This window comes from Salinicoccus halodurans (genome assembly GCF_900114445.1).
GTDB classification, from domain to species: Bacteria; Bacillota; Bacilli; order Staphylococcales; family Salinicoccaceae; genus Salinicoccus; species Salinicoccus halodurans.
In genome coordinates this window covers 73179-95100 of sequence record NZ_FOTB01000006.1, presented here as the reverse complement: position 1 = coordinate 95100, position 21922 = coordinate 73179, and the positions used below count along the sequence as shown (strand labels likewise).

The following is a 21922-nucleotide window of genomic DNA, read 5'->3' as shown; positions in this document are numbered from 1 at the left end:
CTACGATGAACACCGAAATTGTCTGGACGATATTTTCTCTAGCCTGTGCTAAAAGACGCCGCAAGGAAAGTCACCTACATGATAAAAACAGCATATTATTTTACTTTTTCCTCAATGCAGGATGAATAAACGATTTTATATGAATGTTATATACAAACAGTGTTTCTGTTCAATTCAAAAGGGTAGGGTTCTATATGAATTCAAGTAAAGTTCAGGAGGAATTGCTTTGATTAAAATTCGTGAAAGTGATTATTCGAATATCCTTTATATGGAAGTAGACGGCAAAGTGACTCAGGAAGATGCCGAAAAATCCGATGCATTTATTAAAGAACATTATGCAGAGGGAGAAACGGTAAATGCTCTGGTCGATGTGAAAAATCTTGAGGGGACGGACATCGGCGGTCTTTTAAAAGGAATGGTCGTGGATATTAAACACTGGGACCAATATGGAAAGTTTGCAGTAATCACAGATTCAGCATGGATTGAGGGCGGTGCACAGGCAGCGGATACGGCTCCCGGTATCGAAGTGAAGCAGTTCGACAGATCGCAGAAGGAAGATGCCTGGGAATGGCTTCAACGATAATATCGATCAGGATTTTTGCAATGGCCAGAAAAGCACATCGAGGGACTCGACGTAATGGGCACGTACCAGTTCTTCTGTGATGTGTCCCGGCAACAGCGAATTGACCCCACTCCTGTCATAGACAACGGAAGCTTCGGCAGGTTTCCAGGGCAGATGATGGATGCCTGCATATACGACCTTACCTTTCACTGTGTTGAATAAATAATAGCGTTCAAAAAGCCAGTAGTCCAAAGAACCGGATGCGGGAAATGATGGTTGGGAAATTGATTTATACCTTCCTTTGAAATATGCCCTGGAGCCATACTGGCGGCTGGAATAATGAGTCCATCCAGCTTTTTCAGCCTTTTTCATTTTGGCCTTGAAATAGGGCAGTGTACCCAGCCGTGCACCCAGCACAGGTATCGTTTTCGCTGCATCAAGGCTGAAAAAGTAAACTCTGGTACATGAGCCATGGACCGTTCGGAAGTGGTGCATTCCTGTGATCAGTATGGTTGAGCAGTTTTTGTTTCATACTATGCCTCCGTTCATTATTATCTTTATAGCCCTATATACCGCGATGCAAACCAGGCATAAGGACAGGAAGTATGTTTGTGTATATTTCCGGTGATTCTGCCCTTGGTGATATTTCAATAAACAGAATCAGTGTCATATAACTATTGGAGTATTCCAAAATATAAATGAAAAGATGAGTTATATGGAAGATATGCTTACTTATGTAGTTAAACTGACCGCGGGTCTCATTGGTGTCATGATTGTTCTGAGGCTTCTCGGTAAAAAAGAGATGGCTCAGATTACACCACTTGATTTTGTCTATGCTCTTATTTTAGGAAGTGTCATTGAAGAGGCATTATACGAAACAACAATGCCATTTTACGAAATGCTCTTTGCACTTGCCTATTGGGGACTGTTGATATATGTCGTTGAAAAGTTTGCACTTAAAAGCCATCGTTTTAGAAGAATCGCAAAAGGAGGGCCGGACCTTCTCATTAATGATGGTTACCTGGATACAAAAGTGATGGATAACAACAATATGGATGTGGACGAAGTGAGAGAACTGCTCAGGCTGCAAGGCATCTTCTCAATGCGTAATGTCAAATATGCAATTCTGGAAAACAGCGGACAGCTGTCCGTAATGCAGTACGCAGCAAATGAACCGATATCCCGGGAAGAAATGAAAGATGATTTTATGGAAAACAGACTGTCATATCTTTTCATCGATGGAGGGAAAATCGAATATGAAACGTTACATGATGCAGGACATGATGAACATTGGCTGAGAAAGAAAATCGATGAAGATACTGATTATAATTTCGATGATATTTACTTTGCTGAATGGAGTGAGAATGAAGGTTTCTTTATTCAGGGAAAATGAACGAACCGGGGCATGTGATTTAGACATACTCCGGTTCGTTTATTCCACTTCAATATTTTCACTTGTATGTTCGTGTAATTCTTCAGGACCGTTCACGTGAATAACGACTTCGTAGCTGCCGGGTTCAAGTTCAGAGGCATCAGCGGTATAACTGCCTTTACCTTCATTTTCTGTATTGAGCCATACAGTTGCGTCTTCATCTTCAGGGTGAACGACTTCGAATCTGACACGATCGGCTTCATAAGGTTCTTCCTCTTCAGTGAGAGCTACTGATAATTCATTATTCCCATATGTAAATTCCATATCCAGGACCGAAGAATGATTGTGTGTTTCTTCAGCATTGTCTTCATGTGAGTGCGCTTCTTCATGTCCTTCATTTTTGTCTTCAGATTCTGCATCATTTGAACAGGCACTGAGCAGAAGTGCAATTGCCGGAACAAGAATTAATTTTTTCATAAATGTTTCCCCCAAAATGTTTCCCCCAAATTAAAGAAATTATATTTGTATATTTATAATAACATCTAGAATAAGGCGAGGGAGGCTCCTTTTTTGTCAGTCTCATGAATAGTTCGGAGGTTGGGAAATATACTATATTTCCAGAAATTGATATAATTGCTCATAATGACAGATTAAAAAGAAAGAGATAAAGAGGTGAGAGTGATGGAACACGATCATCATGACCACAAGCACGGGACCAATAAAAAGGCCCTGCTGATCAGTTTTATACTGATTGCATCATTTATGCTCATAGAAGCAGTTGGAGGATGGCTGGCAAACAGCTTGGCACTACTCGCAGATGCGGGACATATGTTCAGTGATGCGGTATCCCTTGCGATTGCACTTGCCGCTTTCAAATTTGGTGAAAAAGTGGCCGACTACAGCAAAACGTATGGATATAAACGGTTTGAAATTCTGGCTGCAGTGTTTAACGGCGTGACTCTGGTGCTCATATCAGCATTTATCTTTTATGAATCGATACAGAGGTTCATGAATCCGCCTGAAGTTGCTTCGGGTGGGATGCTGTTTATTGCAATCATCGGTTTACTCGTGAATCTGCTCGTAGCATGGATACTGACGCGAGGAGATACTAAAGATAATTTGAATCTGAAGGCGGCGTTTTTACATGTTCTCGGGGATATGCTCGGTTCAGTCGGAGCAATCATTGCAGCACTCAGCATCATGTTCTTCGGCTGGGGATTCATGGACCCGTTGGCGAGTGTCATCGTGGCCGTACTCATTCTCATCAGCGGCTGGAGAGTGACCCGGGAATCGCTGCATATTCTTATGGAAGGGGTGCCGAAAAATATCAATTTGGATAATATAGTCGAATCTCTCAAAAATATCGACAGAGTGGAAGGCATCCACGGCCTTCATGTTTGGAGCATTACCAGCGGACAGAATGCAATGAGTCTGCATGTGGTTGTAAAAGGGGACCTGACAGTTCATGACTCCCAGACAATCATTGAAGATATAGATGCAAAAATGAAGGAGAAGGGTATAAATCAAGTGACTGTCCAGATTGAATGTAAGCATCACGGACATGAAGACAGATTGATTTAGGGAAGGGGATGTTTTAAAGTGAATATTATAGAGAATAAGCCGGAAACTGAATTCCTGGTTATCCAACTTATTGTATTGGGGACGTTGAATCTGATCAGTTTTAAAAAGTTTGACACTCTCAATGATAAGGTGGGAAAACTGGTGGAAGAATCGAAAAAGGTGAAAATATAATGTGAATTTTTTATTGGAAACTAACTATTTCATATACCTATGACTAAATAGAAAAGAACAAAAACGATTGCAGCCACTCCTGTCAATATCCATAATTTTCTTGAACGTTTTTTACGTACTGCAGTAACAATTGAAGTAACAAATAAAAAAATTGCAGCGACTCCTGAAATACCCCATAGAAATAATAAAAGTGCAGCCATCATTGCCACCTCCAGAATCGTGATTTATAAATATAATAATGGTTTATCATATATTCTTTATCATAATATATATCCCACTTTTAGTTCGTGTTCAAACTTTTTAAGGAAGTACGTGATTAAAAAACCTTAAATTCCGGTCAATAAGAATTTAAGGTCATTGCAGCTGGCTACATGTTTTCGAGAAGTCCCAAGTGCGTCTTTATGGTTTTGATGGCTTTTTTGTTCGATTTCTGTTTAATCAGACCTTCAGCTGCATTGGATAGGAGGGTGACTGTGGTCCTGTTGTCATTTTCACTGACTTTAAGGTGTTCCACTGCGGGATTCATTTCTTTAAAACCAGTGCCGATATAGAAAAGATATTCATCAGATGGAATGTCCTCCATCTCAATCGGCACAGTGATTTCCCTGATTAGGTCCAATGTATCTTCAACCGGTTTATCCACAGTAAACTCATCTTCAACCTGATGCAGCTTTACCATAAAATTGAACACATTGCCGGCACCGTGCTGTTGTTTCATAATTTCTGATATGATCTTCTTGTATGTTTCATCCGAAAGATTCATGACAATTCCCCTTTTTCTGAAATCTAACTTATATGTTAGCACACCATTTTAAATATATACAAAAAAGCCTTGATTTAGGTTAGTTGAACCACTCTCTATCCTGACGTAGAGGGCGACTATTTTCATTTTTAAACTCCATATTTTTCAAATCGTTTAATTTCCTCATTTTTACCAACTATCACAAGAGTATCCCCCTCATGGATCACTTCATCGAGTAGTGGCGAAATAATGAAATCTTCCTCTCTTTGAATACCGATGATGGTGCATCCGTATTTTGAACGCAGATCCAACTTTTTAATCGTTTTATTTTTGATTTTTTTAGTCGCAATGATTTCGACCATGCTGTAGGTGTCGGACAGCTCAATGAAATCAATCATTTTATCTGAAGTGATGTGTTTGGTTATTTTTCTCGCGACATCGCGTTCCGGGTGTATGACTTTATCGACGCCAATTTTGTTCAAGACTTTGGCATGTTCTTCATTTTTGGCCTTCGCCCAGACTTTTGGAACGCCCAGTTCCTTCAGTATTAAAGAGGTCAGGATGCTGGCTTCCAGATCATTACCGAACGAGACGAAAGCATGATCTACGTTACGCACGCCAATCTCTTTAAGGTATGATTCGTCAATTGCATCGGCACAGTGTGCATATGTTGCACAGTCTACATATTCATTTACTTTATCCTCATCTTTATCTATAGCTATTACGTCTATGTGCATGTCACTCAGCTCTTTAACCATCGTACCGCCGAAGCGACCGAGCCCAAATACTGCGAATGTTTTTTTCATGCTCATCCCTCGATTCATATCCTCAATATCTTTAATGCTCCAAGGTATCTTAACGCTATGATTGATGCTTGTAAAGAATAATCCTGGTTTTATCGGTTTACCAAAGAAGTTTATTGCTCAGTCCCTATTTACACGCTCTTATTTGAATGTCTTTCATAAAATGCTGATCAAAGTACGTTTGCCGATGCACATTTATTGGATAAAGTCTTTTTATCAATAAACTAGTCTTTTCGAGCCATACTACAACAACACTTAAAAAAAGTTTATTCCATTGTGGCATTATGTATTTACAGCTGAGTCATTTACCAATTGGATAAATCCCATTCTTGCCCGAACCTATGTTTTATTTCTTGCCCCCAATTTCAAAAGTTTCGGCCTGTTGTCACATGTATTTACAATTATAAAAGAGTATTAAAAAAGGTCTCAAAACCTTATAAGATAAGGATTCAAGACCATTGTAACTAATTCAAAGCTATTATCTTGAGTAGTACTCAACAATCAGCTGTTCGTTGATGTCTGCAGAAAGCTCAGAACGTTCCGGCTGACGTACGAATGTACCTTCAAGTTTTTCTTCATCGAAAGTAAGGTATTCAGGCACAAAGTTGTTGTACTCGATAGCTTCTTTGACGATGTCAAGGTTACGTGATTTTTCACGAAGACCAATAACCTGTCCCGGTTTCAGGACGAAAGATGGAATATCTACACGTCCGCCGTCTACAGTGATGTGACCGTGGTTTACAAGTTGACGTGCCTGACGGCGAGTTCTTGCAAGACCGAGCTGGTATACTACTGCATCCAGACGGGAAGCGAGAAGGATCATGAAGTTTTCACCATGGACACCTTTCATTTTACCTGAACGGTCGAAGATTGTACGGAATTGACGTTCGTTGATACCGTACATGTAACGTAGTTTTTGTTTTTCCTGAAGCTGCATTCCGTACTCTGACAATTTCTTTCTCTGAGTCGGTCCGTGGTCACCAGGCGCGTAAGGACGACGCTCCAGTTCTTTACCAGTACCTGTCAGGGAAATGCCGAGACGACGGGATTTTTTCCAGATGGAACCTGTGAATCGAGCCATATTTGACTCCTCCTTATTGTGTTTAGTTTATGCAACAAACATCATAAGGGTGATAACCACTTACATGGGCATGCGATTTAAAGTGCCTTCGCCTAATAGCATCAGTTACACAGCACACCTGCTAAGGGGACCGCATACTTGCATGTAATGATCATCCGCTACTTAATCCGTTTATTTACACAATAAATCATTCTACATTATTGTCTGCCATAAGTCAATAGTTTGTAGATTTAAATATGCTTTTTCAATATATTTACGAACTCCGACAATCCTTTACGGTCTTCTTCTGTGAAACGTTCGTATACCGGGGCATCGATATCCAGTACGCCGACAGGCTCGCTGTCTTTATAGATGGGGACGACAATTTCCGATTTGCTGTTTGCGTCGCAGGCGATGTGACCGGGGAATTCATTGACATCATCAACGATGAAAATATCGTTTCCTTTGAATGCTGTACCGCAGACGCCTTTGCCGTTCTGAATACGGACGCATGCAGGCAGCCCCTGGAAGGGACCGAGCACAAGTTCATCCTCTTCTTCTTTGTATAGATAGAAACCGACCCAGTTGACGTTATCCAAAAACTGATTTAAGAGACTTGCTGCATTCGACAGGTTGGCGATTCGATCCGTCTCATCTTCTATTAACCCTTTTAACATCTGGTTGAGCTGTGTGTAATCTTTTATTTCGACTGCAGTATACATTGCATCACCTTATCCTTCATAAATATTGTCAATTATACAATCTTTTAAAAATTGTTTCAATCTTTGAATTTTTAATATAATAAACAGCAGTCCCGGAGCTTTTAATGGTAATATATTGATAGTCGGGTTTTTGCTGTTTATAATGGCTTCCGGCGCAGGAGAAATTTAAATGGAAATATGAGTAAGAAGAAACTGTAATAATGAATTGAATCATTTATTTTAACGGATAATTTATATATTAAATGTTTTTTGTTTCGGTCTTTTAAGCTATAATTGAATATATGTTTAGGAGGTAGCTGTATGTGGATTTATGTTTTAATTGTACTCATCCTTTTAGTTATAATCGGTATGGGTGCACTATTATACATGCGAAATATAAGAAAAGATGAAATTAACAGCCAGCAGGCCAAGCTTGAAGAAGTGAAATCTCTGCCTTTCCAGGATGACCTGGTTAAAGTGAAAGACTATAATCTTCATGGTGAAGCCTTGACACTTTACAAAAAATGGCAGACTGACTGGCAAAATGCATTGAACAGCTCCCTCACTGAAGCGGAAAATGACCTGGGTTCGGCATCGGAGGATATCGAGCGTTTCCGATTTAAAGACGGCCGTGAAAAATTAGGTTCTGTAAACCAGACACTCGATAAGGTGGAACAGGAATACCGGAGTCTGACTTCTGAAATTAGTCAGCTGCTGGATTCCAATGATGCGGGTGAGAGAAATTTCCATGAATCGGAAAGGCTGTTCAGGGAAGCGAAAAGGGACGTCTTGGCGAACGGTCACAAATTTGGAGATTCCCAGCCTTCATTGGAAAAACTGATTGAAACGTATGAACCTGAGTTGAAAGAGTATGAACAGCTGGTCAACGCTGGGAATTATGTAACAGCAAACAAGCATATTGATGAGGTCCATGAGGAACTTTCCATATTGAAGGAGAATATGGATGAAATTCCGCTCCTCATCAAAGATGTCCAGAAGGAGCTTCCCCAGCAATTCCAGGAAATCAGATTCGGATGCCGCGATCTTAAAGCGGAAGGTTATGATCTTGAGCACATCAAGGTAGAGAGCAAGCTGTCCACGCTGAAAGGGAAGCTGAACCTGGTGGAGCCGCTTATCACAAGGCTGGAGCTGGATGAGGCCAGGGCGATCCTTGATGATATTAATACACAGCTTGATGATATGCTTGAACTTGTCGAGCATGAAGTCAAATCCAAGACAACAGTCGATCATGAGCAGCATATCATTACGGATGATCTGTTCCACGCCAAAGATCTCAACTATACGCTCAGAACCGAAATTGATTACATCAAAGAGCAGTTCCACATAAACGAATCCGATATCCATAAAGTCCAGAAATTTGAGCATGAAATTGAAAACCTGATTGATGTGTATGATGAAATCACCACTGAAATGAGGAAGACAACTGCAAGGTACAGTGAAGTCCTTGATAATCTGGAATACATCAAAGGGAACATCGGTGCAATCAATGATGAACAAAAACAGATACAGCAGTATCTGATAAACCTTCGTGAAGACGAGGCGGAAGCGAGGGAGAATGCGCTTCTGGTCCAGGACAGAAAAGAAGATATCTACAGGGAATTGATGAGCTCCAACATGTCAAGCGTGCCTGAGAAGTTTCTGGTTATGAAAAACGAACTGGACATTGATGTCAAAGAAATCCACAAGTACTTTGAACGCCGGCCTTTAAATGTTCAATATATTAAGGATAAAGTGAATCATACTGTATTGCTGCTTAACAAATTTGATCAGGAAGCATATGAAATACTGCAGGAAGCGCGTCTGACCGAAATGATGATCCAATACGGCAACAGATACCGCAGAGATGACCATGACTTCAATACGATGTTGACTGAAGCGGAACGTCTGTTTAAAGAGAATCGTTATAAACGGGCGCTCGAGATTGCTAAAAATGGGTTGGAAAAAGTTGAACCGGGAGCAGCATCCCGTATCGAAAAAGAATTTGATAATGAATAACCGAAGCGACTTGGGATATTTTTATCCCAAGTCACTTTTACGTAAGGAGTGGTATTTTGATATACATGGATAACGCAGCAACAACGCGTCCATATGAGGAAGCTTTGTCAACATTCGAAAAGGTGAACAGGACATATTATTTTAATACTGCAAGTATCCATCAGGAAGGCAGAAATGCGGACAAACTGCTTGAGGCATCAAGAAAACAAATATTGAATCTGCTGGATCTCGAAGGATTTGAATGTGTATTCACATCAGGGGCGACAGAGAGTAACAATATTGCCATCCAGAGCGTACTGAAGAAAAAGAAACAGTTTGGCAGGACGGTGCTGATGAGCGAGCTTGAACATCCCAGTGTGCTCAATACAGTCGAAGCGATGAAAGCAGAGGGGTTTGATGTCAAATACATCAGGACTACTGCAGACGGCCAAGTGAATCTGGAAAGTCTGAAAGAGCTGCTGGATGGGGATGTGGTATTCGTCACTGTCATGGCGGTCAATAACATAACAGGTGCCATCCAGCCTGTTGCTGAAATCGCAGATCTGTTAAAGGATTATCCAAAAGTACATTTCCACGTCGATGCAACACAGGCGGCAGGAAAAATTAAAATGAATTTTTCCGGTGTGGATACGTTAAGTCTGAGTGCACATAAGTTTCATGGTTTGAAAGGTGCAGGGGCGTTGCTTGCAAAACAGGTCAAATCTCTGGATCCTGTCTACTACGGCGGGGGGCATGAATTCAATATCAGAAGCGGTACAGTCAACCTCGGCGCCATTGCTGCAATGGCGAAAGCACTGAGGATCAGTGTTCAGGACATGGAGAAGAACCACGAAAGAATAAGCGGATACAGTGAACATCTCAGAAAGGCCGTGACAGGTCTGCCGTCAATACATCTCCAACCGGGCGGTGTGCCGCATATCGTGAATATATCTTTTGAAGGTGCGCAGGGTGAGGTTATTGTGAACGCCCTCGGTGCACGGGATATCATGGTTTCAACAACAAGCGCCTGTGCTTCGAAACTTGCAAGTTTGAACGAAACGCTGATGGCAATGAACAATAAAGCGGCAGTGGTGAAAGGGAGTATCAGAATATCCTATTCAAACTTTACAACGGATGAAGAAGCAGATATGTTAATTGAAGCTCTTAAGGGCGTACACAAGGAAATAGGAGGTGTACTAAAATGAAATATGACCACATTTTAGTGAGATACGGAGAGTTGACTTTAAAGACGAAAAACAGAAAAATGTTTGTGAATGCAATCAGAAAGACAATGATACGGACACTTGAGGGTTTTGATGTCAAAGTAAAGGCGAACAGAGATCGTGCATATATAGAATTATTTGATGCAGATCCGTATGAAGTGATGGATGCATTGAAACATGTTACAGGGATTTTAAGCGTCTCACCGGTTGTGAAGATGGACAGGACCGAGGATGCCATGAAAGAGACGGCGTTGAATTTTGCCGGCGGTTTTAAAGGAGGCAGTACTTTTAAAATCGAAGTGAAACGTGCGGATAAAGAGTTCCATTTGAAGACTTTCGATATACAGGACATGCTCGGGGGACTTCTCCTGAGAAATACTGAAAATATCGAAGTTGATGTGAGAAACCCTGATTACAAAGTGATGGTTGAAGTGAGGCTGGATGGTATCTATATGTATCATGATGTAATCAAATGTGTAGGCGGACTGCCGGCCGGTACAGGCGGCAAAGCACTACTGATGCTTTCGGGGGGCATAGATTCGCCGGTTGCCGGCTTTGAAATCATGAAAAAGGGAGTGGAGCTGGAAGCAATCCATTTCCATTCTCCGCCGTATACGAGTCTGCAGGCAACAGAAAAAGTGAAGCGGCTGGTTGACATCATGTCAGAACGCACCGGCGTGGATATTAAACTTCATATTGTCCCGTTCACGGAACTTCAGACAACACTTTATGATAAGATTCCGGATAACATGTCCATGACATCGACACGGCGCATCATGTTAAGGATTGCTGAAAAACTGGCGTGGAAAGTGGACGCAGAAGCAATCGTCAATGGCGAAAATCTGGGTCAGGTGGCCTCCCAGACACTCACAAGCATGCATGCAATCAATGCTGTGACAAATTACCCGGTGTTAAGACCGCTTCTCACACTTGAAAAGAACGACATAGTCAGGATGGCGAAAGAATATGATACGTACGAAACATCGATCATGCCGTTTGAAGACTGCTGTACCATATTTAAACCAAAAGCACCCAAGACGAAGCCGGCACTTGATAAAGTGCTCAAATTTGAATCTAATGTCGATTTTGAATCCATGATAGAAAAGGCGCTTGAAAATATAGAAGTATATGAGACGGATGCGAAAGAAAGCGAAAATGCATTCGACGCACTGTTGTAGGCTGATCAGTGGAAATCGAACTCTCGGTACTGCTGCTGATCGTCGTATTGGGATTTATAGCCGCCTTCATAGATGCCGTAGTGGGCGGGGGCGGACTTATTTCCATCCCTGCACTTCTCGCTGCCGGTCTGTCTCCGGCTACCGCCCTGGGCACTAATAAACTCTCTTCCGCATTCGGATCATTTACGAGTTCTATGAAGTTTTTAAGATCCAGGAATGTGGATTTCAAGATGATGATGAAACTATTCCCTGTGAGCTTTGCCGTCTCTGTAATCGGTGCGTTCATCGCCGTAAGACTGCCAGGAGAAGTTTTGAAACCATTGGTCCTGGTGATGCTGATCGTCGTTCTCATCTATACATTATTCAAGAAAAACTGGGGCGCGATTGAAAAGGAAAATGTATTGACTGCCCGGAAGATTGTCATACTGATTGTTTTTGCTGTCATCATCGGATTTTATGATGGTTTTATGGGCGGTGGCACAGGTTCTTTCCTGATGTTCCTCATGCTGTTTACCGGTTTTGATTTCCTGCGGGCGGCAGGAAACGCCAAAGTATTGAACTTTGGGAGCAACATAGGCGCATTGTCACTGTTCATGCTTATGGGCGAAGTGAACTACACTTATGGCCTGGCAATGGCGGCAAGCATGGTGCTGGGGTCATATGCCGGTGCACACCTTGCGATTTCAAAAGGCGTGGGATATGTAAAAATGCTGTTCATCATAGTTACTTCTGTGCTGATCTTAAAAAACATATATGATTTTATCCAGGGTGGGATATAAAGAAACTTCCTCTGAAGATCAGAGGAAGTTTCTTTGTGCTTTATGCCAGAATGTATTGTCTTTGAGTTTCAGTGTCTTGATCAGTTTGTCACTGATTCCGACTTCGATTTTTTCTGTATTGCGGACACTTAATGCATCATTGTCCAGGGACATGATAGGGTAGTAATCGACGTTTTTATCGATCAGAAGTGTAAGCGGTCTGTCCTTGTTCAGAAGGAAACTTGTTCCGAGTGTCCTGTGTGTATTATTGTTGACACTGGCAAGTTCCGTCACCTGCATCGCATGGATGAGAGGGTCGACGACCGAGCCGCCAAGAGATTTATTATAGCCTGTCGAGCCCGTGGGCGTTGCTACCAGAATGCCGTCTCCGTTAAATTGTTCGAACAGGAAATCGTTGATATAGACGTCCATCTTAATCGTTTTGACAATGCTGGAACGCAATGTAAATTCATTGAGACAATAACTTGGTTTGTTATCGTTGATGCTGACTTCGAGAAGTGGATAATTGCGCACATCCAGATTATCCTGGTCAATCGCTTCCTCCAGTGTTTTTATATCGCGGTAATGGAAATCAACATAGAAGTAATTCGACTCGTCTACGGCAATTCCGAGATACACACAGTCATCGCGAAAATTGTTCTTTCTTACCGACTGTAGAAATTCACCATCTCCGCCGATGGAGGCAATGATTTCTGCATCATCACTCGATTGCACTTCTTCGATCCCGTGCCTTGCGAAAAGGTCGGACAGTTCATCATGCACTTCTTTAGTCTCTTCACCATGAGGAGCAAAGAAATATACTGTTTTATAAATGTTGTTATTCAAACCATTCACTCCTAATTACTATTTGTCTAGCCTGTCCATAGTCAATATCTATTACTTTTATACCACATATCATGCTTGTTTAACAATTCAGCGATATGGTGATTTTCATTACCGCGGAATAAAAGACGGGATTTTCCCCAATTTGATGTCTGCAGGGGAAGATGCGTTAAAAATTATTCACTGTATGGTATCATTATCAATGGATATAATACATAAGGAAGGACTGGTTTTTTGAAGCGTATCATAGCGGTTGTCATCGCACTGGCGCTTGTCGTATTCGGGGTCATAGCCTCTGTATTCAACGCGATGTGGGCAAGCGACTGGGAAGATGTTTTTAGTGAATTTTCGGGAGGTGCATTTCCGCCTTCGACTGTCATAGAAGAAGGAGATGCTTCAAACAGAATCGCCTTGATCAATATTGAAGGTACGATCATGGATTCAGGGCAGCAGCCGGGCATGTTCGGCGGAGAAGGGTATAATCATACATTGGTGATCGAGTCCCTCAAACAGATTATCAAAGATGATACGATAAAAGGCGTTTTGCTTAATGTGAACTCTCCGGGTGGCGGTGTTTACGAAAGTGCTGAAATCCATAAATACCTGCAGCAGATAAAAGAAGCCGGAAAGACGATCTACAGTTCAATGGGAGGCATGGCAGCCTCCGGCGGATATTATGTCTCTGCCCCGGCTGATCAGATATTTGCCTCCAACGAAACAATGACAGGTTCAATCGGCGTCATCATGCAGAGTGTCAACTACAGCCAGCTTGCAGAAGATTTCGGAGTTGAATTCGAAACATATGCCAGCGGCGATATGAAAGAAATGCTCAGCGGCCATAAAGATCCGAGTGAGGAAGAGGCCCAATATGTACAGAGCATGGTCGATGACATGTACCAGGATTTCGTCGATGTCGTTGCAGAAGGCAGGGACATGAGTGAGGAAGAGGTCAAGAACCTGGCGGATGGCCGCATTTATATGGGAGAGGCTGCTGTTGAAAATGGTCTGGTCGATCAGATGGGCTATCTTGAGGATGCCACTGCAGCGCTGAAAGAGGAAGTAGGCGGTAATCCACAGGTCATCGAGTATGGTGCTGGCGGGGCGAACAATTTTTCATTAAGCTATAAAGCCAAGAGTCTTATTTCAGACATAACAGGCAGGAGCGAAATCGATAAGATTGAATCATTGCTGGATAACAGGCAGGGCATGACGCCTATGTACCTGTATGAGAAATAGGGGGGATTCAATTGGAACATACTGAAAGATACCAGCCCGACACTGATAGAGATTCATTGATGGATAAGCTGGATTACATGGCAACTGCTCATTTCTTCACGAGACTCGTCAGTTACCTCATCGACGTGATTGTAATCTGGGCGGCGTCACAAATCCTCATTTATCCGATACTCGGCATGCTTGACATCAAAGACCTGCATTTCTGGCTTCCGATATTCAGTGTGGACAACATCGCTTCAGGGCTGCTTTATTTCCTTTATTTTATCCTGATGACTTACTTTTTCCGCCAGACACTGGGGAAAATGATCACGGGCATCAGCGTCATTGATAAAGATGGCAGAGGACTCAGTTTCACGCAAGTCTTATATCGCGAACTTGTGGGGCGCTTTATCAACAATTCACTCGCCTATATCCCGTATCTGATGATCATATTCACGGAAAACAGGATTGGGCTGCATGATTTCTTTGCAGATACTTATGTTGTGAAAAATAATTATCAGGGCTATAAAAATATGGTTAAGGCACATTTATTCAGGGAAACATATAACAGAAAGCAAAATTATCAGGAGGATGATCTACAAAATGGCTAATGTAACATTCAAAGGAAACCCTATGACATTGATCGGAAACGAAGTGAAAGCTGGGGACCAGGCACCGGATTTCTCAGTTTTAAGCACTGATTTGTCAGAAGTGAAACTCAGTGATTATGACGGCAGGAAAAAATTGATCAGTGTTATTCCGTCAATAGATACTGGCGTTTGCAGCACTCAGACCAAAACTTTCAACGAAAGAGTGGCGAATGTTGATAATACAGTCGTCCTGACAATCTCGAACGACCTTCCTTTTGCTCAGAAAAGATGGACGGCAGACGAAGGATTGGATAATGCAGTCACACTGAGCGATCATAAAGATCTTTCTTTCGGTAAAAACTACGGTGTGGTAATGGAAGAGCTCAGACTGCTTGCACGCAGCGTTTTCATTCTGGATGAAAATAACAAAGTCGTATATGCAGAATATGTGCCTGAAGGTACAGATCATCCGAATTACGACAAAGCGATTGAAGCATTGGAGTCTATATAATATAATAGTACAATGACTTATCGGACTGTCCGCTTAGGGCAGTCCCTATTTTATGTTAATGAGGGATTTAAAATGGAATTATCACAGATGGAAAATGTTTATCATGCACTTATAGAAGAGTCCGACCGCCTGCTTGAGAGTAATCCGGATGCTTCAAGGCTGGAGGCATTAGGGGAAGCACTCATCCGTGTGGAAAAGACGGGGTCATACAGCGATTTGAGAAAAGCATTCCAATTCGCCTATCTTTATCATGTAAAGGAAGAAAAAGTTCAGCCGAATCATCAGCTGACACCGGATGCAATCGGTTATTTCATCTCTCATCTGCTCCAGCTGTTCAATAAAGATCCGATTAAACTGCTCGATGCGGGAAGCGGTACAGGTCACCTGTCCATGACAGTGAAAGAGCAGATCAAAGACACTGAACTGTTCGGAGTGGAAGTCGATCCTTTGCTTGCACAGATGAATGTGCATCTCTGTGATTACCTGGAAGCGCCGATGGATATATATCCGCAGAACATCATCGAACCGGTGAGGCTGCCGGAAGTGGATGCAGCCATGGGAGACCTGCCGGTGGGGTATTATCCGCTTGAAGTGGAGGGGCTCACCACAGCCTTTAAAGATGAAAAAAGCTATGCACATCTTCTAATGCTGGAAAGTGCGATGAATTATGTTAAAGATGATGGGCTTGGGGTATTTGTAGTACCATCAAACATGCTGGAAGAAAAAAATGAGACGATTAAAAAGTATCTGTCTGAATCAGCAACGTTATTGATGTTCCTGAATTTACCAAATTCCATATTCAAAACTGAAAACCAGAGGAAATCCATCATAGTTCTTAAAAAGAATTTTTCACCACTCAAAAACAATGAAGTGCTGATTGGTGACATACCGGATTTTAAAAATGTGGAACAGTTCAAACACTTTTTAGCACAGACAGAATCATGGTATGATAGTTATGCTAATAGCTATTAATGTTATCTGGAGGAAAATATGTCTAAAATAATTGCGATAAATGCGGGCAGTTCTTCATTCAAATTCCAACTGTTCGAAATGCCCGAAGAAAAAGAGATAGCCAAAGGACTCGTAGAGAGAATAGGCTTGGATAATGGTATATTCTCCATCACAGTAGATGGTGAGAAAAAAACAATAAACCAGGATTTCAGAAATCATGAGGAAGCAGTGAACCTCATGCTTGAAAAACTAGTTGAAAATGGTGTTATCAGCAGCATCAATGATATAGACGCAAGCGGCCACCGCGTCGTCCACGGCGGGGAAGTGTTCGATGAGTCTGTACTGATTGATGATGAAGTTGTCAAAGAAATTCAAAAATTGAGCGAACTGGCGCCGCTGCACAACCCGGCCAACCTGATGGGCATCAATGCATTCAGGGAGCAGCTTCCTGATGTACCGCATGTTGCTGTGTTCGATACGTCATTCCACCAGACAATGCCTGAAAGCTCATATCTTTACAGTCTTCCGTACAACTATTATAAAGACTATGGAATCCGCAAATATGGTTTCCACGGCACCAGCCATAAATATGTCACCCAGAGAGCGGCCGAGCTGATGAACAGACCGCTCGAAGAACTCCGGATCATCAGCTGCCACCTCGGTAACGGCGCGAGTATCGCGGCTGTAAGAGGCGGAGAATCCATCGATACTTCAATGGGATTCACGCCGCTAGCCGGGGTGACAATGGGTACACGGTCGGGGAATATCGATCCGGCTCTTATTCCATATATCATGGAGAAGACAGGTAAATCAGCTGTAGAAGTATTGAATGTTCTCAATAAGGAATCAGGACTTCTTGGCGTCAGCGGATTTTCAAGTGATCTGCGTGATATCGAGGAAGAAGCTCAAAAAGGCAATGAAAGAGCCGAACTGGCATTGGAAGTATTCGGTGAACGCATCCACAAATACATGGGATCATACGCAACACGGATGGGCGGACTTGATGCTATCATCTTTACAGCGGGTGTAGGGGAGAACTCCGATATCGTCCGTGCAAAAGTGCTGGAAGGGCTTGAGTTCATGGGCGTCTACTTCGATGTGACATCCAACGATGTACGTGGACAGGAGAAATTCATCAACCATCCTTATTCACCGGTCAAGATCATCATCATTCCGACAAATGAAGAAGTAATGATCGCCCGCGATGTAATGAGTATTGCAGGCCTGTAAAAAAACAAAATCTCCGGAATCAATTGATTCCGGAGATTTTGTCATTTGTTCATTCATTACTGTTACTGTTTATTTTCGTTCATGAATTCTTCAGTGGCGACGACCGGCTCGAAGTCATCCGGAAGATTTTCTGTTCTGACGACCAATACATCACAAGGGGCGTGACGTACAATGCTCTCGGAGACAGAACCGATGATGAATCTCTCCACTGCGTTAAGGCCTGTTGCACCACAGGCGATGAGATCTGCACCTGTCTTTTTGACAGCTTTTTTAGGGATTATGGATTTTGGAGAACCGTAATCAATGATCTTGACGACATCTGTAACGCCTCTTTCCACTGCCAGTTCTTCATAGCCGTCAAGCAGCTTCTGCGCAAAATCATTAGCCCTCTGGGAAATCGTGCGGTCATAGGCTTCGACTGATGCAAATGAACGGGTATCAATAACGTTGATGACTGAAAGTGTTGAATCGTTACGCTTTGCAATTTCAATCGCTTTATGGAATGCCCACTCAGCCTCTCTTGATCCGTCTACTGCGATAAGAATGTTATTATACTTAAGCATTTTTATTGCCCCTTTCAAGTGAGATATCGCTTTCATATATACTATACCACAATTTAGAATTTTATAACTTTTGTGACTCAATTATCATGACTGTTTTGTTAACTTTGTGTTACAATTGCTTCATTGGAGAAAGGAGATTTTGCAATGATTATTGGTGTTCCAAAAGAAATTAAAAATAATGAAAGCCGGGTTGGCTTAACACCTGGCGGCGTCCATGCTTTTGTTGAGGCGGGGCATACAGTTTTAGTTGAAACCAACGCAGGTTCAGGTTCTTATTTTGAAGATGCAGATTACGTTGAAGCCGGCGCTAAAATCGCGAAGGATGCGGCTGAAGCATGGGATGCGGAAATGGTGGTAAAAGTTAAAGAACCCCTTGCGGAGGAGTTCGGCTTTTTCAAAGAGAATTTAATTTTATTTACTTATCTTCATCTCGCTCCAGAGACCGAATTAACGAAAGCGCTTTTAGAGAAAAAAGTTGTGGCAATCGCATATGAAACAATTCAGGCACCGGATGGCTCACTCCCACTTCTTTCACCTATGAGTGAAGTAGCAGGACGCATGGCAACCCAAATCGGTGCAGAATACTTACAGAAAATAAATGGAGGGAAAGGCATCCTCCTTAGTGGTGTGCCCGGTGTTTCCCGTGGAAAAGTAACCATTATCGGCGGGGGTATGGCGGGCACCAATGCTGCTAAAATGGCAGTCGGTCTCGGAGCGGATGTCACTATATTAGACCTTAATCCTAAACGGTTGAGAGAGCTTGATGACTTATTCGGTGCGAGTGTGCAGACGCTGATGTCATCACCGCTCAATATTGCCCAGGCAGTCAAAGAAAGTGACCTTGTGGTCGGAGCTGTTCTTATTCCTGGAGCAAAAGCGCCGAGACTTGTCACAGAAAATATGATCAAGTCGATGAATCCGGGTTCAGTCATTGTTGATATCGCAATCGATCAGGGCGGAATTTTCGAAACGACTGATAAAGTGACAACGCATGATGATCCTGTTTACGTCAAACATGAAGTCGTCCACTATGCAGTTGCAAATATGCCTGGTGCTGTTCCGCGTACTTCTACAATTGCACTGACAAATGCAACAATGAATTATGGACTGCAGATTGCCAATAAAGGCTATAGGGAAGCGGCGAAACAGAATCCTGTGCTGCTCGGTGGATTCAACACATATGAAGGTCATGTGACATACAGGGCTGTCGCAGAAGCGCAGAACCTTGAATATACTGACATAGAAACATTGCTGTAAATACATTGAAACAGCCTCCGAATTTCCCGGAGGCTGTTTTTAATGGTTTCATGACGACTTTGATGCAGCCGTCATCATGGCTGTCAAACGTCTTATACATTTTTTCGGCTTTTTTAAGCGGAACATTGTGTGTGATTATATCGGTGGGGTCGATCTTTTTGTTTTCCACCATCTGATACAGCTCGGGCATGTAATGTATGACGGGCGCCTGTCCGCTCTTCACCGTCACATTTCTCGAGAATATCTGGGGCAGTGGATAACCGGCGGCCGGCGCACCGTACACACCTGTGAGCTGGATGGTTCCGAACTTCTTCACTGCATCGGCCGCTGTAATGATCGGATCGATTGTACCAACCTGTCCGGCAAGGGTTTTGATACGGTCTTTTACGGTGATGTCCCCGTCCATGCCGACACAGTCGATGACCACTTCGGCCCCGCCTTTTGTCTTCTCGTGCAGGTGCTTCCCGATATCATCGTATTCAGTATAGTTGAACGTTTCCACATTGTTGGTATGTTTGGCATGATTGAGCCGCACCTTATCATGATCCACGGCGATGACACGGCTTGCACCTTTCATCCATGCAAACTTCTGTGTGATGAGGCCGATCGGACCTGAACCCAGTATGACGACTGTGTCACCTTTTTTGACACCGCTGTTTTCCACACTCCAGTATGCTGTCAGCATAACATCGGAAAGGAATAAAAGACTTTCATCCTCGAGTTCGCTTTCTTCAGGCACTACGAAAGATGTGAAATCGGCGTAAGGCACTCTTAAATATTCCGCCTGTCCGCCCGGATAATTGCCGAATGCTTCAGAATAGCCGAAATAGGCGCCTGTATCTGCATGTGGATTTGCAACATCACACTGACTCTCCATCTGATTTTTACAGAAGTGGCATTCGCCACAGCTGACATTGAACGGTAAGACAACGCGGTCACCTTTTTTTAATATTCTTCACACCCGGACCGACTTCTTCGACAATCCCCATCGGTTCATGGCCGATGATGTAATCATCAGAAATCGGCATGCTCTTTCTGTAGAGATGAAGATCAGATCCGCAAATGGCTGTTGAAGTTACCCGGATGATCATATCTGTTCCATTCTGTATTTCGGGAGTTTTCATCTTTTTGACTTTCACTTTGTTCTTGCCCTGCACAGTAACTGCCTGCATAAATGACACATCCTTTATATGATAGTCAGGTGTATTATTCGCTTACAGTCAGCAGGTAAACCTGTTATCGGGCATGAATGGCGACTGCTTCAAACGGTATGTTGCCGGTCAACTGCTTCATCTGAGTCTCATCGCTGACGAGCGGAATGATGACGATGCGTTTTTTTGCATGGATTTTAAGTTTTGCAAGAGGCTGCAGTGCACTGAAATCGTCCATATTCAAATTTCTAACGTCATACATGATGCCGGATACATCATGATCAACAAGTTCATCCAGCAGACGGCTTTGAAGGAAAGCGGGTACTTTACTGAACTGCGGGCCCACGATGAAGTGTCTGTCAGCAATGATTTTGGACAGTTCGCTGACAAACCTGAGGTCCAGATGATGATAATGATCCGAAAATATCTGGTCTGTAATGAATCCATCGGCTCCTTCCATCTTTCGGGCGGTCTCGATGATTATGTTCTGCAACAGGAACCGGTCTTTTTCTTCCCAATGATTCAATGATGCGAAGATTTCCGATTCGGGATAGAGGGCTTTCTTCATACCGGGCAACACTGAATTCGGTGTGCTCAGATCTTTTTTTGCAAGTATTTCGGATGTAAATTTTTCTGATAAACTGTGATTTCCCTGGATAGTTTTCACATGACTCACCTCATAGGAAATTGTATCATATGATGCATTAAACCCGGGACGAAAGGGTAGTATAACTATGTATATTAAATTAATCGAAAGGGAGTATTTTCATAATGAAAATCAGCTATCATGGACATTCGATTGTAATAGTGGAAAACGACGGCTTCAAACTTATCGTTGACCCGTTCATTACAGGCAACGAACTCACTGATTTAAACGCGGATGAAGTTGAGGCCGACTATATTGTACTGACACACGGCCACAACGATCATGTGGGGGATACGGTGGAAATCGCAAAGCGTACAAACGCCACAGTCATCGCTCCGGTTGAACTTGCGGATTATATCGGAAGCAATGGTGTTGAAGTTGTGGCAATGAACATCGGCGGCAAAAATGAATTCGAATTCGGTTCGGTTAAATTTGTGCATGCTTTCCACAGTTCGAGCTATACATTAGGGGAAGACGCGGACCTCATCTATACAGGCATGCCGACCGGCATCATCATTGAAGCCGGGGGGAAGAAAATCTATCATGCAGGTGATACAGGAATTTTCGGCGATATGAAACTGATATCAGATCTGAACGGACCGTTTGATGTGTTCTTTGTGCCGATCGGAGATAATTTCACAATGGGAATCGATGATGCGGTGTACGCCACGGATAAGCTGGTACAGCCTAAAATCGCAGTGCCGGTCCATTATAATACTTTCCCGCCGATCAAACAGGATCCTGAAACATTTAAAAATAAATTATCCACCGAATGCCAGGTGCTCGAAGCCGGCGAAGAAGTGAAGTTTTAAATTGACA

Annotated in this window: 25 protein-coding genes and 1 pseudogene; 15 read left to right on the top strand and 11 right to left on the bottom strand. The window is 42.7% G+C overall.

The window, feature by feature from the left end; translation table 11 throughout:
- Positions 1-226: 226 nt before the first annotated feature.
- Positions 227-583, top strand: a complete 357-nt coding sequence (locus BM271_RS12745; RefSeq protein WP_046790451.1) for a SpoIIAA family protein — start codon at positions 227-229, stop codon at positions 581-583.
- A gap of 6 nt (positions 584-589) precedes the next feature.
- Here the strand turns inward: BM271_RS12745 and BM271_RS12740 are convergent, their stop codons facing one another.
- Positions 590-1057: a DUF2071 domain-containing protein gene (locus tag BM271_RS12740; protein ID WP_052749867.1), complete on the bottom strand. Its 468-nt coding sequence runs from the start codon at positions 1055-1057 to the stop codon at positions 590-592.
- Between the two features lie 211 nt (positions 1058-1268).
- Here BM271_RS12740 and BM271_RS12735 point away from each other — a divergent pair, with 211 nt between their 5' ends.
- Positions 1269-1955: a DUF421 domain-containing protein gene (locus tag BM271_RS12735; RefSeq protein ID WP_082103671.1), complete on the top strand. Its 687-nt coding sequence runs from the start codon at positions 1269-1271 to the stop codon at positions 1953-1955.
- A 39-nt stretch (positions 1956-1994) separates the two neighbouring features.
- On the opposite strand, the gene BM271_RS12730 is transcribed toward BM271_RS12735, so the two are convergent.
- Positions 1995-2411 (bottom strand): FixH family protein, encoded by a 417-nt coding sequence (locus BM271_RS12730; RefSeq protein ID WP_046790450.1) that lies wholly within the window; start codon positions 2409-2411, stop codon positions 1995-1997.
- 204 nt (positions 2412-2615) lie between these two features.
- Here BM271_RS12730 and BM271_RS12725 point away from each other — a divergent pair, with 204 nt between their 5' ends.
- Both BM271_RS12725 and BM271_RS14330 read left to right on the top strand, forming a co-directional pair.
- Positions 2616-3515, top strand: a complete 900-nt coding sequence (locus tag BM271_RS12725) for a cation diffusion facilitator family transporter (RefSeq protein WP_046790449.1) — start codon at positions 2616-2618, stop codon at positions 3513-3515.
- A gap of 18 nt (positions 3516-3533) precedes the next feature.
- Complete coding sequence (locus BM271_RS14330; RefSeq protein ID WP_158462230.1) at positions 3534-3686, top strand: hypothetical protein; 153 nt, start codon at positions 3534-3536, stop codon at positions 3684-3686.
- A 29-nt stretch (positions 3687-3715) separates the two neighbouring features.
- Here BM271_RS14330 and BM271_RS14325 read toward each other — a convergent pair whose 3' ends face one another.
- From BM271_RS14325 to BM271_RS12705, 5 genes are all read right to left on the bottom strand, one after another.
- A complete protein-coding gene (locus BM271_RS14325) occupies positions 3716-3886 on the bottom strand; it encodes a hypothetical protein (RefSeq protein WP_159430866.1) in 171 nt (56 codons plus the stop codon).
- Between the two features lie 167 nt (positions 3887-4053).
- Complete coding sequence (locus BM271_RS12720; protein WP_046790448.1) at positions 4054-4449, bottom strand: hypothetical protein; 396 nt, start codon at positions 4447-4449, stop codon at positions 4054-4056.
- A gap of 128 nt (positions 4450-4577) precedes the next feature.
- On the bottom strand, positions 4578-5234 hold the full coding sequence (locus BM271_RS12715; protein ID WP_046791507.1) for a potassium channel family protein: 657 nt from the start codon (positions 5232-5234) through the stop codon (positions 4578-4580).
- 475 nt (positions 5235-5709) lie between these two features.
- Positions 5710-6312 (bottom strand): 30S ribosomal protein S4, encoded by a 603-nt coding sequence (rpsD, locus tag BM271_RS12710; RefSeq protein ID WP_046790447.1) that lies wholly within the window; start codon positions 6310-6312, stop codon positions 5710-5712.
- A gap of 230 nt (positions 6313-6542) precedes the next feature.
- On the bottom strand, positions 6543-7013 hold the full coding sequence (locus tag BM271_RS12705; RefSeq protein ID WP_046790446.1) for a GAF domain-containing protein: 471 nt from the start codon (positions 7011-7013) through the stop codon (positions 6543-6545).
- A gap of 300 nt (positions 7014-7313) precedes the next feature.
- On the opposite strand from BM271_RS12705, the gene BM271_RS12700 reads away from it, so the two are divergent.
- From BM271_RS12700 to BM271_RS12685, 4 genes are all read left to right on the top strand, one after another.
- Positions 7314-9008 (top strand): septation ring formation regulator EzrA, encoded by a 1695-nt coding sequence (locus BM271_RS12700; protein ID WP_046790445.1) that lies wholly within the window; start codon positions 7314-7316, stop codon positions 9006-9008.
- Positions 9009-9073: 65 nt separating this feature from the next.
- Positions 9074-10192 carry a cysteine desulfurase family protein gene (locus BM271_RS12695; RefSeq protein ID WP_234960620.1) on the top strand — a complete coding sequence of 373 codons (1119 nt, stop codon included), beginning with the start codon at positions 9074-9076 and terminating at the stop codon, positions 10190-10192.
- Positions 10189-11388, top strand: coding sequence for a tRNA uracil 4-sulfurtransferase ThiI (gene thiI, locus BM271_RS12690; RefSeq protein ID WP_046790443.1), 1200 nt, complete (start codon positions 10189-10191; stop codon positions 11386-11388). Before BM271_RS12695 ends, thiI begins: the two co-directional genes overlap by 4 nt.
- An 8-nt stretch (positions 11389-11396) precedes the next feature.
- The gene (locus tag BM271_RS12685) at positions 11397-12167 is read left to right on the top strand and encodes a TSUP family transporter (protein ID WP_046790442.1); all 771 of its coding nucleotides are present in this window, start codon (positions 11397-11399) and stop codon (positions 12165-12167) included.
- Positions 12168-12185: 18 nt separating this feature from the next.
- On the opposite strand, the gene BM271_RS12680 is transcribed toward BM271_RS12685, so the two are convergent.
- Positions 12186-12992: an NAD kinase gene (locus tag BM271_RS12680; RefSeq protein ID WP_046790441.1), complete on the bottom strand. Its 807-nt coding sequence runs from the start codon at positions 12990-12992 to the stop codon at positions 12186-12188.
- A gap of 231 nt (positions 12993-13223) precedes the next feature.
- Between BM271_RS12680 and sppA the strand changes: the two genes are divergently transcribed.
- The 5 genes from sppA (at position 13224) to BM271_RS12655 (ending at position 17486) form a co-directional block, all read left to right on the top strand.
- Positions 13224-14225: a signal peptide peptidase SppA gene (gene sppA / locus BM271_RS12675; protein ID WP_046790440.1), complete on the top strand. Its 1002-nt coding sequence runs from the start codon at positions 13224-13226 to the stop codon at positions 14223-14225.
- Positions 14226-14236: 11 nt separating this feature from the next.
- Complete coding sequence (locus tag BM271_RS12670) at positions 14237-14815, top strand: RDD family protein (RefSeq protein WP_046790439.1); 579 nt, start codon at positions 14237-14239, stop codon at positions 14813-14815.
- The gene (tpx, locus tag BM271_RS12665; protein WP_046790438.1) at positions 14808-15305 is read left to right on the top strand and encodes a thiol peroxidase; all 498 of its coding nucleotides are present in this window, start codon (positions 14808-14810) and stop codon (positions 15303-15305) included. Before BM271_RS12670 ends, tpx begins: the two co-directional genes overlap by 8 nt.
- Positions 15306-15377: 72 nt before the next feature.
- Entirely contained in the window at positions 15378-16277 is a 900-nt protein-coding gene (locus BM271_RS12660; protein WP_046790437.1) for a class I SAM-dependent methyltransferase, read from the top strand.
- 18 nt (positions 16278-16295) lie between these two features.
- Entirely contained in the window at positions 16296-17486 is a 1191-nt protein-coding gene (locus BM271_RS12655) for an acetate kinase (protein WP_046790436.1), read from the top strand.
- A gap of 62 nt (positions 17487-17548) precedes the next feature.
- Here BM271_RS12655 and BM271_RS12650 read toward each other — a convergent pair whose 3' ends face one another.
- A complete protein-coding gene (locus BM271_RS12650; protein ID WP_046790435.1) occupies positions 17549-18049 on the bottom strand; it encodes a universal stress protein in 501 nt (166 codons plus the stop codon).
- A gap of 144 nt (positions 18050-18193) precedes the next feature.
- Here BM271_RS12650 and ald point away from each other — a divergent pair, with 144 nt between their 5' ends.
- The gene (ald, locus tag BM271_RS12645) at positions 18194-19306 is read left to right on the top strand and encodes an alanine dehydrogenase (protein WP_046790434.1); all 1113 of its coding nucleotides are present in this window, start codon (positions 18194-18196) and stop codon (positions 19304-19306) included.
- A gap of 43 nt (positions 19307-19349) precedes the next feature.
- On the opposite strand, the pseudogene BM271_RS12640 reads toward ald, so the two are convergent.
- Both BM271_RS12640 and BM271_RS12635 read right to left on the bottom strand, forming a co-directional pair.
- Positions 19350-20478, bottom strand: a pseudogene (locus BM271_RS12640) (alcohol dehydrogenase catalytic domain-containing protein); the annotation flags it as partial.
- Between the two features lie 64 nt (positions 20479-20542).
- Complete coding sequence (locus tag BM271_RS12635) at positions 20543-21124, bottom strand: hypothetical protein (protein ID WP_046790433.1); 582 nt, start codon at positions 21122-21124, stop codon at positions 20543-20545.
- A 104-nt stretch (positions 21125-21228) separates the two neighbouring features.
- Here BM271_RS12635 and BM271_RS12630 point away from each other — a divergent pair, with 104 nt between their 5' ends.
- Positions 21229-21915, top strand: a complete 687-nt coding sequence (locus BM271_RS12630) for a metal-dependent hydrolase (protein WP_046790432.1) — start codon at positions 21229-21231, stop codon at positions 21913-21915.
- Positions 21916-21922 lie beyond the last annotated feature (7 nt).

Bases quoted from the DNA above. Each gene is read 5' to 3' on its own strand.
- BM271_RS12705 (WP_046790446.1), bottom strand. From the start codon at position 7,013: ATGTATACTGCAGTCGAAATAAAAGATTACACACAGCTCAACCAGATG.
- rpsD (WP_046790447.1), bottom strand. From the start codon at position 6,312: ATGGCTCGATTCACAGGTTCCATCTGGAAAAAATCCCGTCGTCTCGGC.
- BM271_RS12630 (WP_046790432.1), top strand. From the start codon at position 21,229: ATGAAAATCAGCTATCATGGACATTCGATTGTAATAGTGGAAAACGAC.
- BM271_RS12730 (WP_046790450.1), bottom strand. From the start codon at position 2,411: ATGAAAAAATTAATTCTTGTTCCGGCAATTGCACTTCTGCTCAGTGCC.
- BM271_RS14325 (WP_159430866.1), bottom strand. From the start codon at position 3,886: ATGGCTGCACTTTTATTATTTCTATGGGGTATTTCAGGAGTCGCTGCA.
- BM271_RS12660 (WP_046790437.1), top strand. From the start codon at position 15,378: ATGGAATTATCACAGATGGAAAATGTTTATCATGCACTTATAGAAGAG.
- BM271_RS12655 (WP_046790436.1), top strand. From the start codon at position 16,296: ATGTCTAAAATAATTGCGATAAATGCGGGCAGTTCTTCATTCAAATTC.
- BM271_RS12725 (WP_046790449.1), top strand. From the start codon at position 2,616: ATGGAACACGATCATCATGACCACAAGCACGGGACCAATAAAAAGGCC.
- BM271_RS12715 (WP_046791507.1), bottom strand. From the start codon at position 5,234: ATGAAAAAAACATTCGCAGTATTTGGGCTCGGTCGCTTCGGCGGTACG.
- ald (WP_046790434.1), top strand. From the start codon at position 18,194: ATGATTATTGGTGTTCCAAAAGAAATTAAAAATAATGAAAGCCGGGTT.
- tpx (WP_046790438.1), top strand. From the start codon at position 14,808: ATGGCTAATGTAACATTCAAAGGAAACCCTATGACATTGATCGGAAAC.
- BM271_RS12700 (WP_046790445.1), top strand. From the start codon at position 7,314: ATGTGGATTTATGTTTTAATTGTACTCATCCTTTTAGTTATAATCGGT.
- BM271_RS12735 (WP_082103671.1), top strand. From the start codon at position 1,269: ATGAGTTATATGGAAGATATGCTTACTTATGTAGTTAAACTGACCGCG.
- BM271_RS12740 (WP_052749867.1), bottom strand. From the start codon at position 1,057: ATGCACCACTTCCGAACGGTCCATGGCTCATGTACCAGAGTTTACTTT.
- BM271_RS12695 (WP_234960620.1), top strand. From the start codon at position 9,074: ATGGATAACGCAGCAACAACGCGTCCATATGAGGAAGCTTTGTCAACA.
- thiI (WP_046790443.1), top strand. From the start codon at position 10,189: ATGAAATATGACCACATTTTAGTGAGATACGGAGAGTTGACTTTAAAG.
- BM271_RS12650 (WP_046790435.1), bottom strand. From the start codon at position 18,049: ATGCTTAAGTATAATAACATTCTTATCGCAGTAGACGGATCAAGAGAG.
- BM271_RS12720 (WP_046790448.1), bottom strand. From the start codon at position 4,449: ATGAATCTTTCGGATGAAACATACAAGAAGATCATATCAGAAATTATG.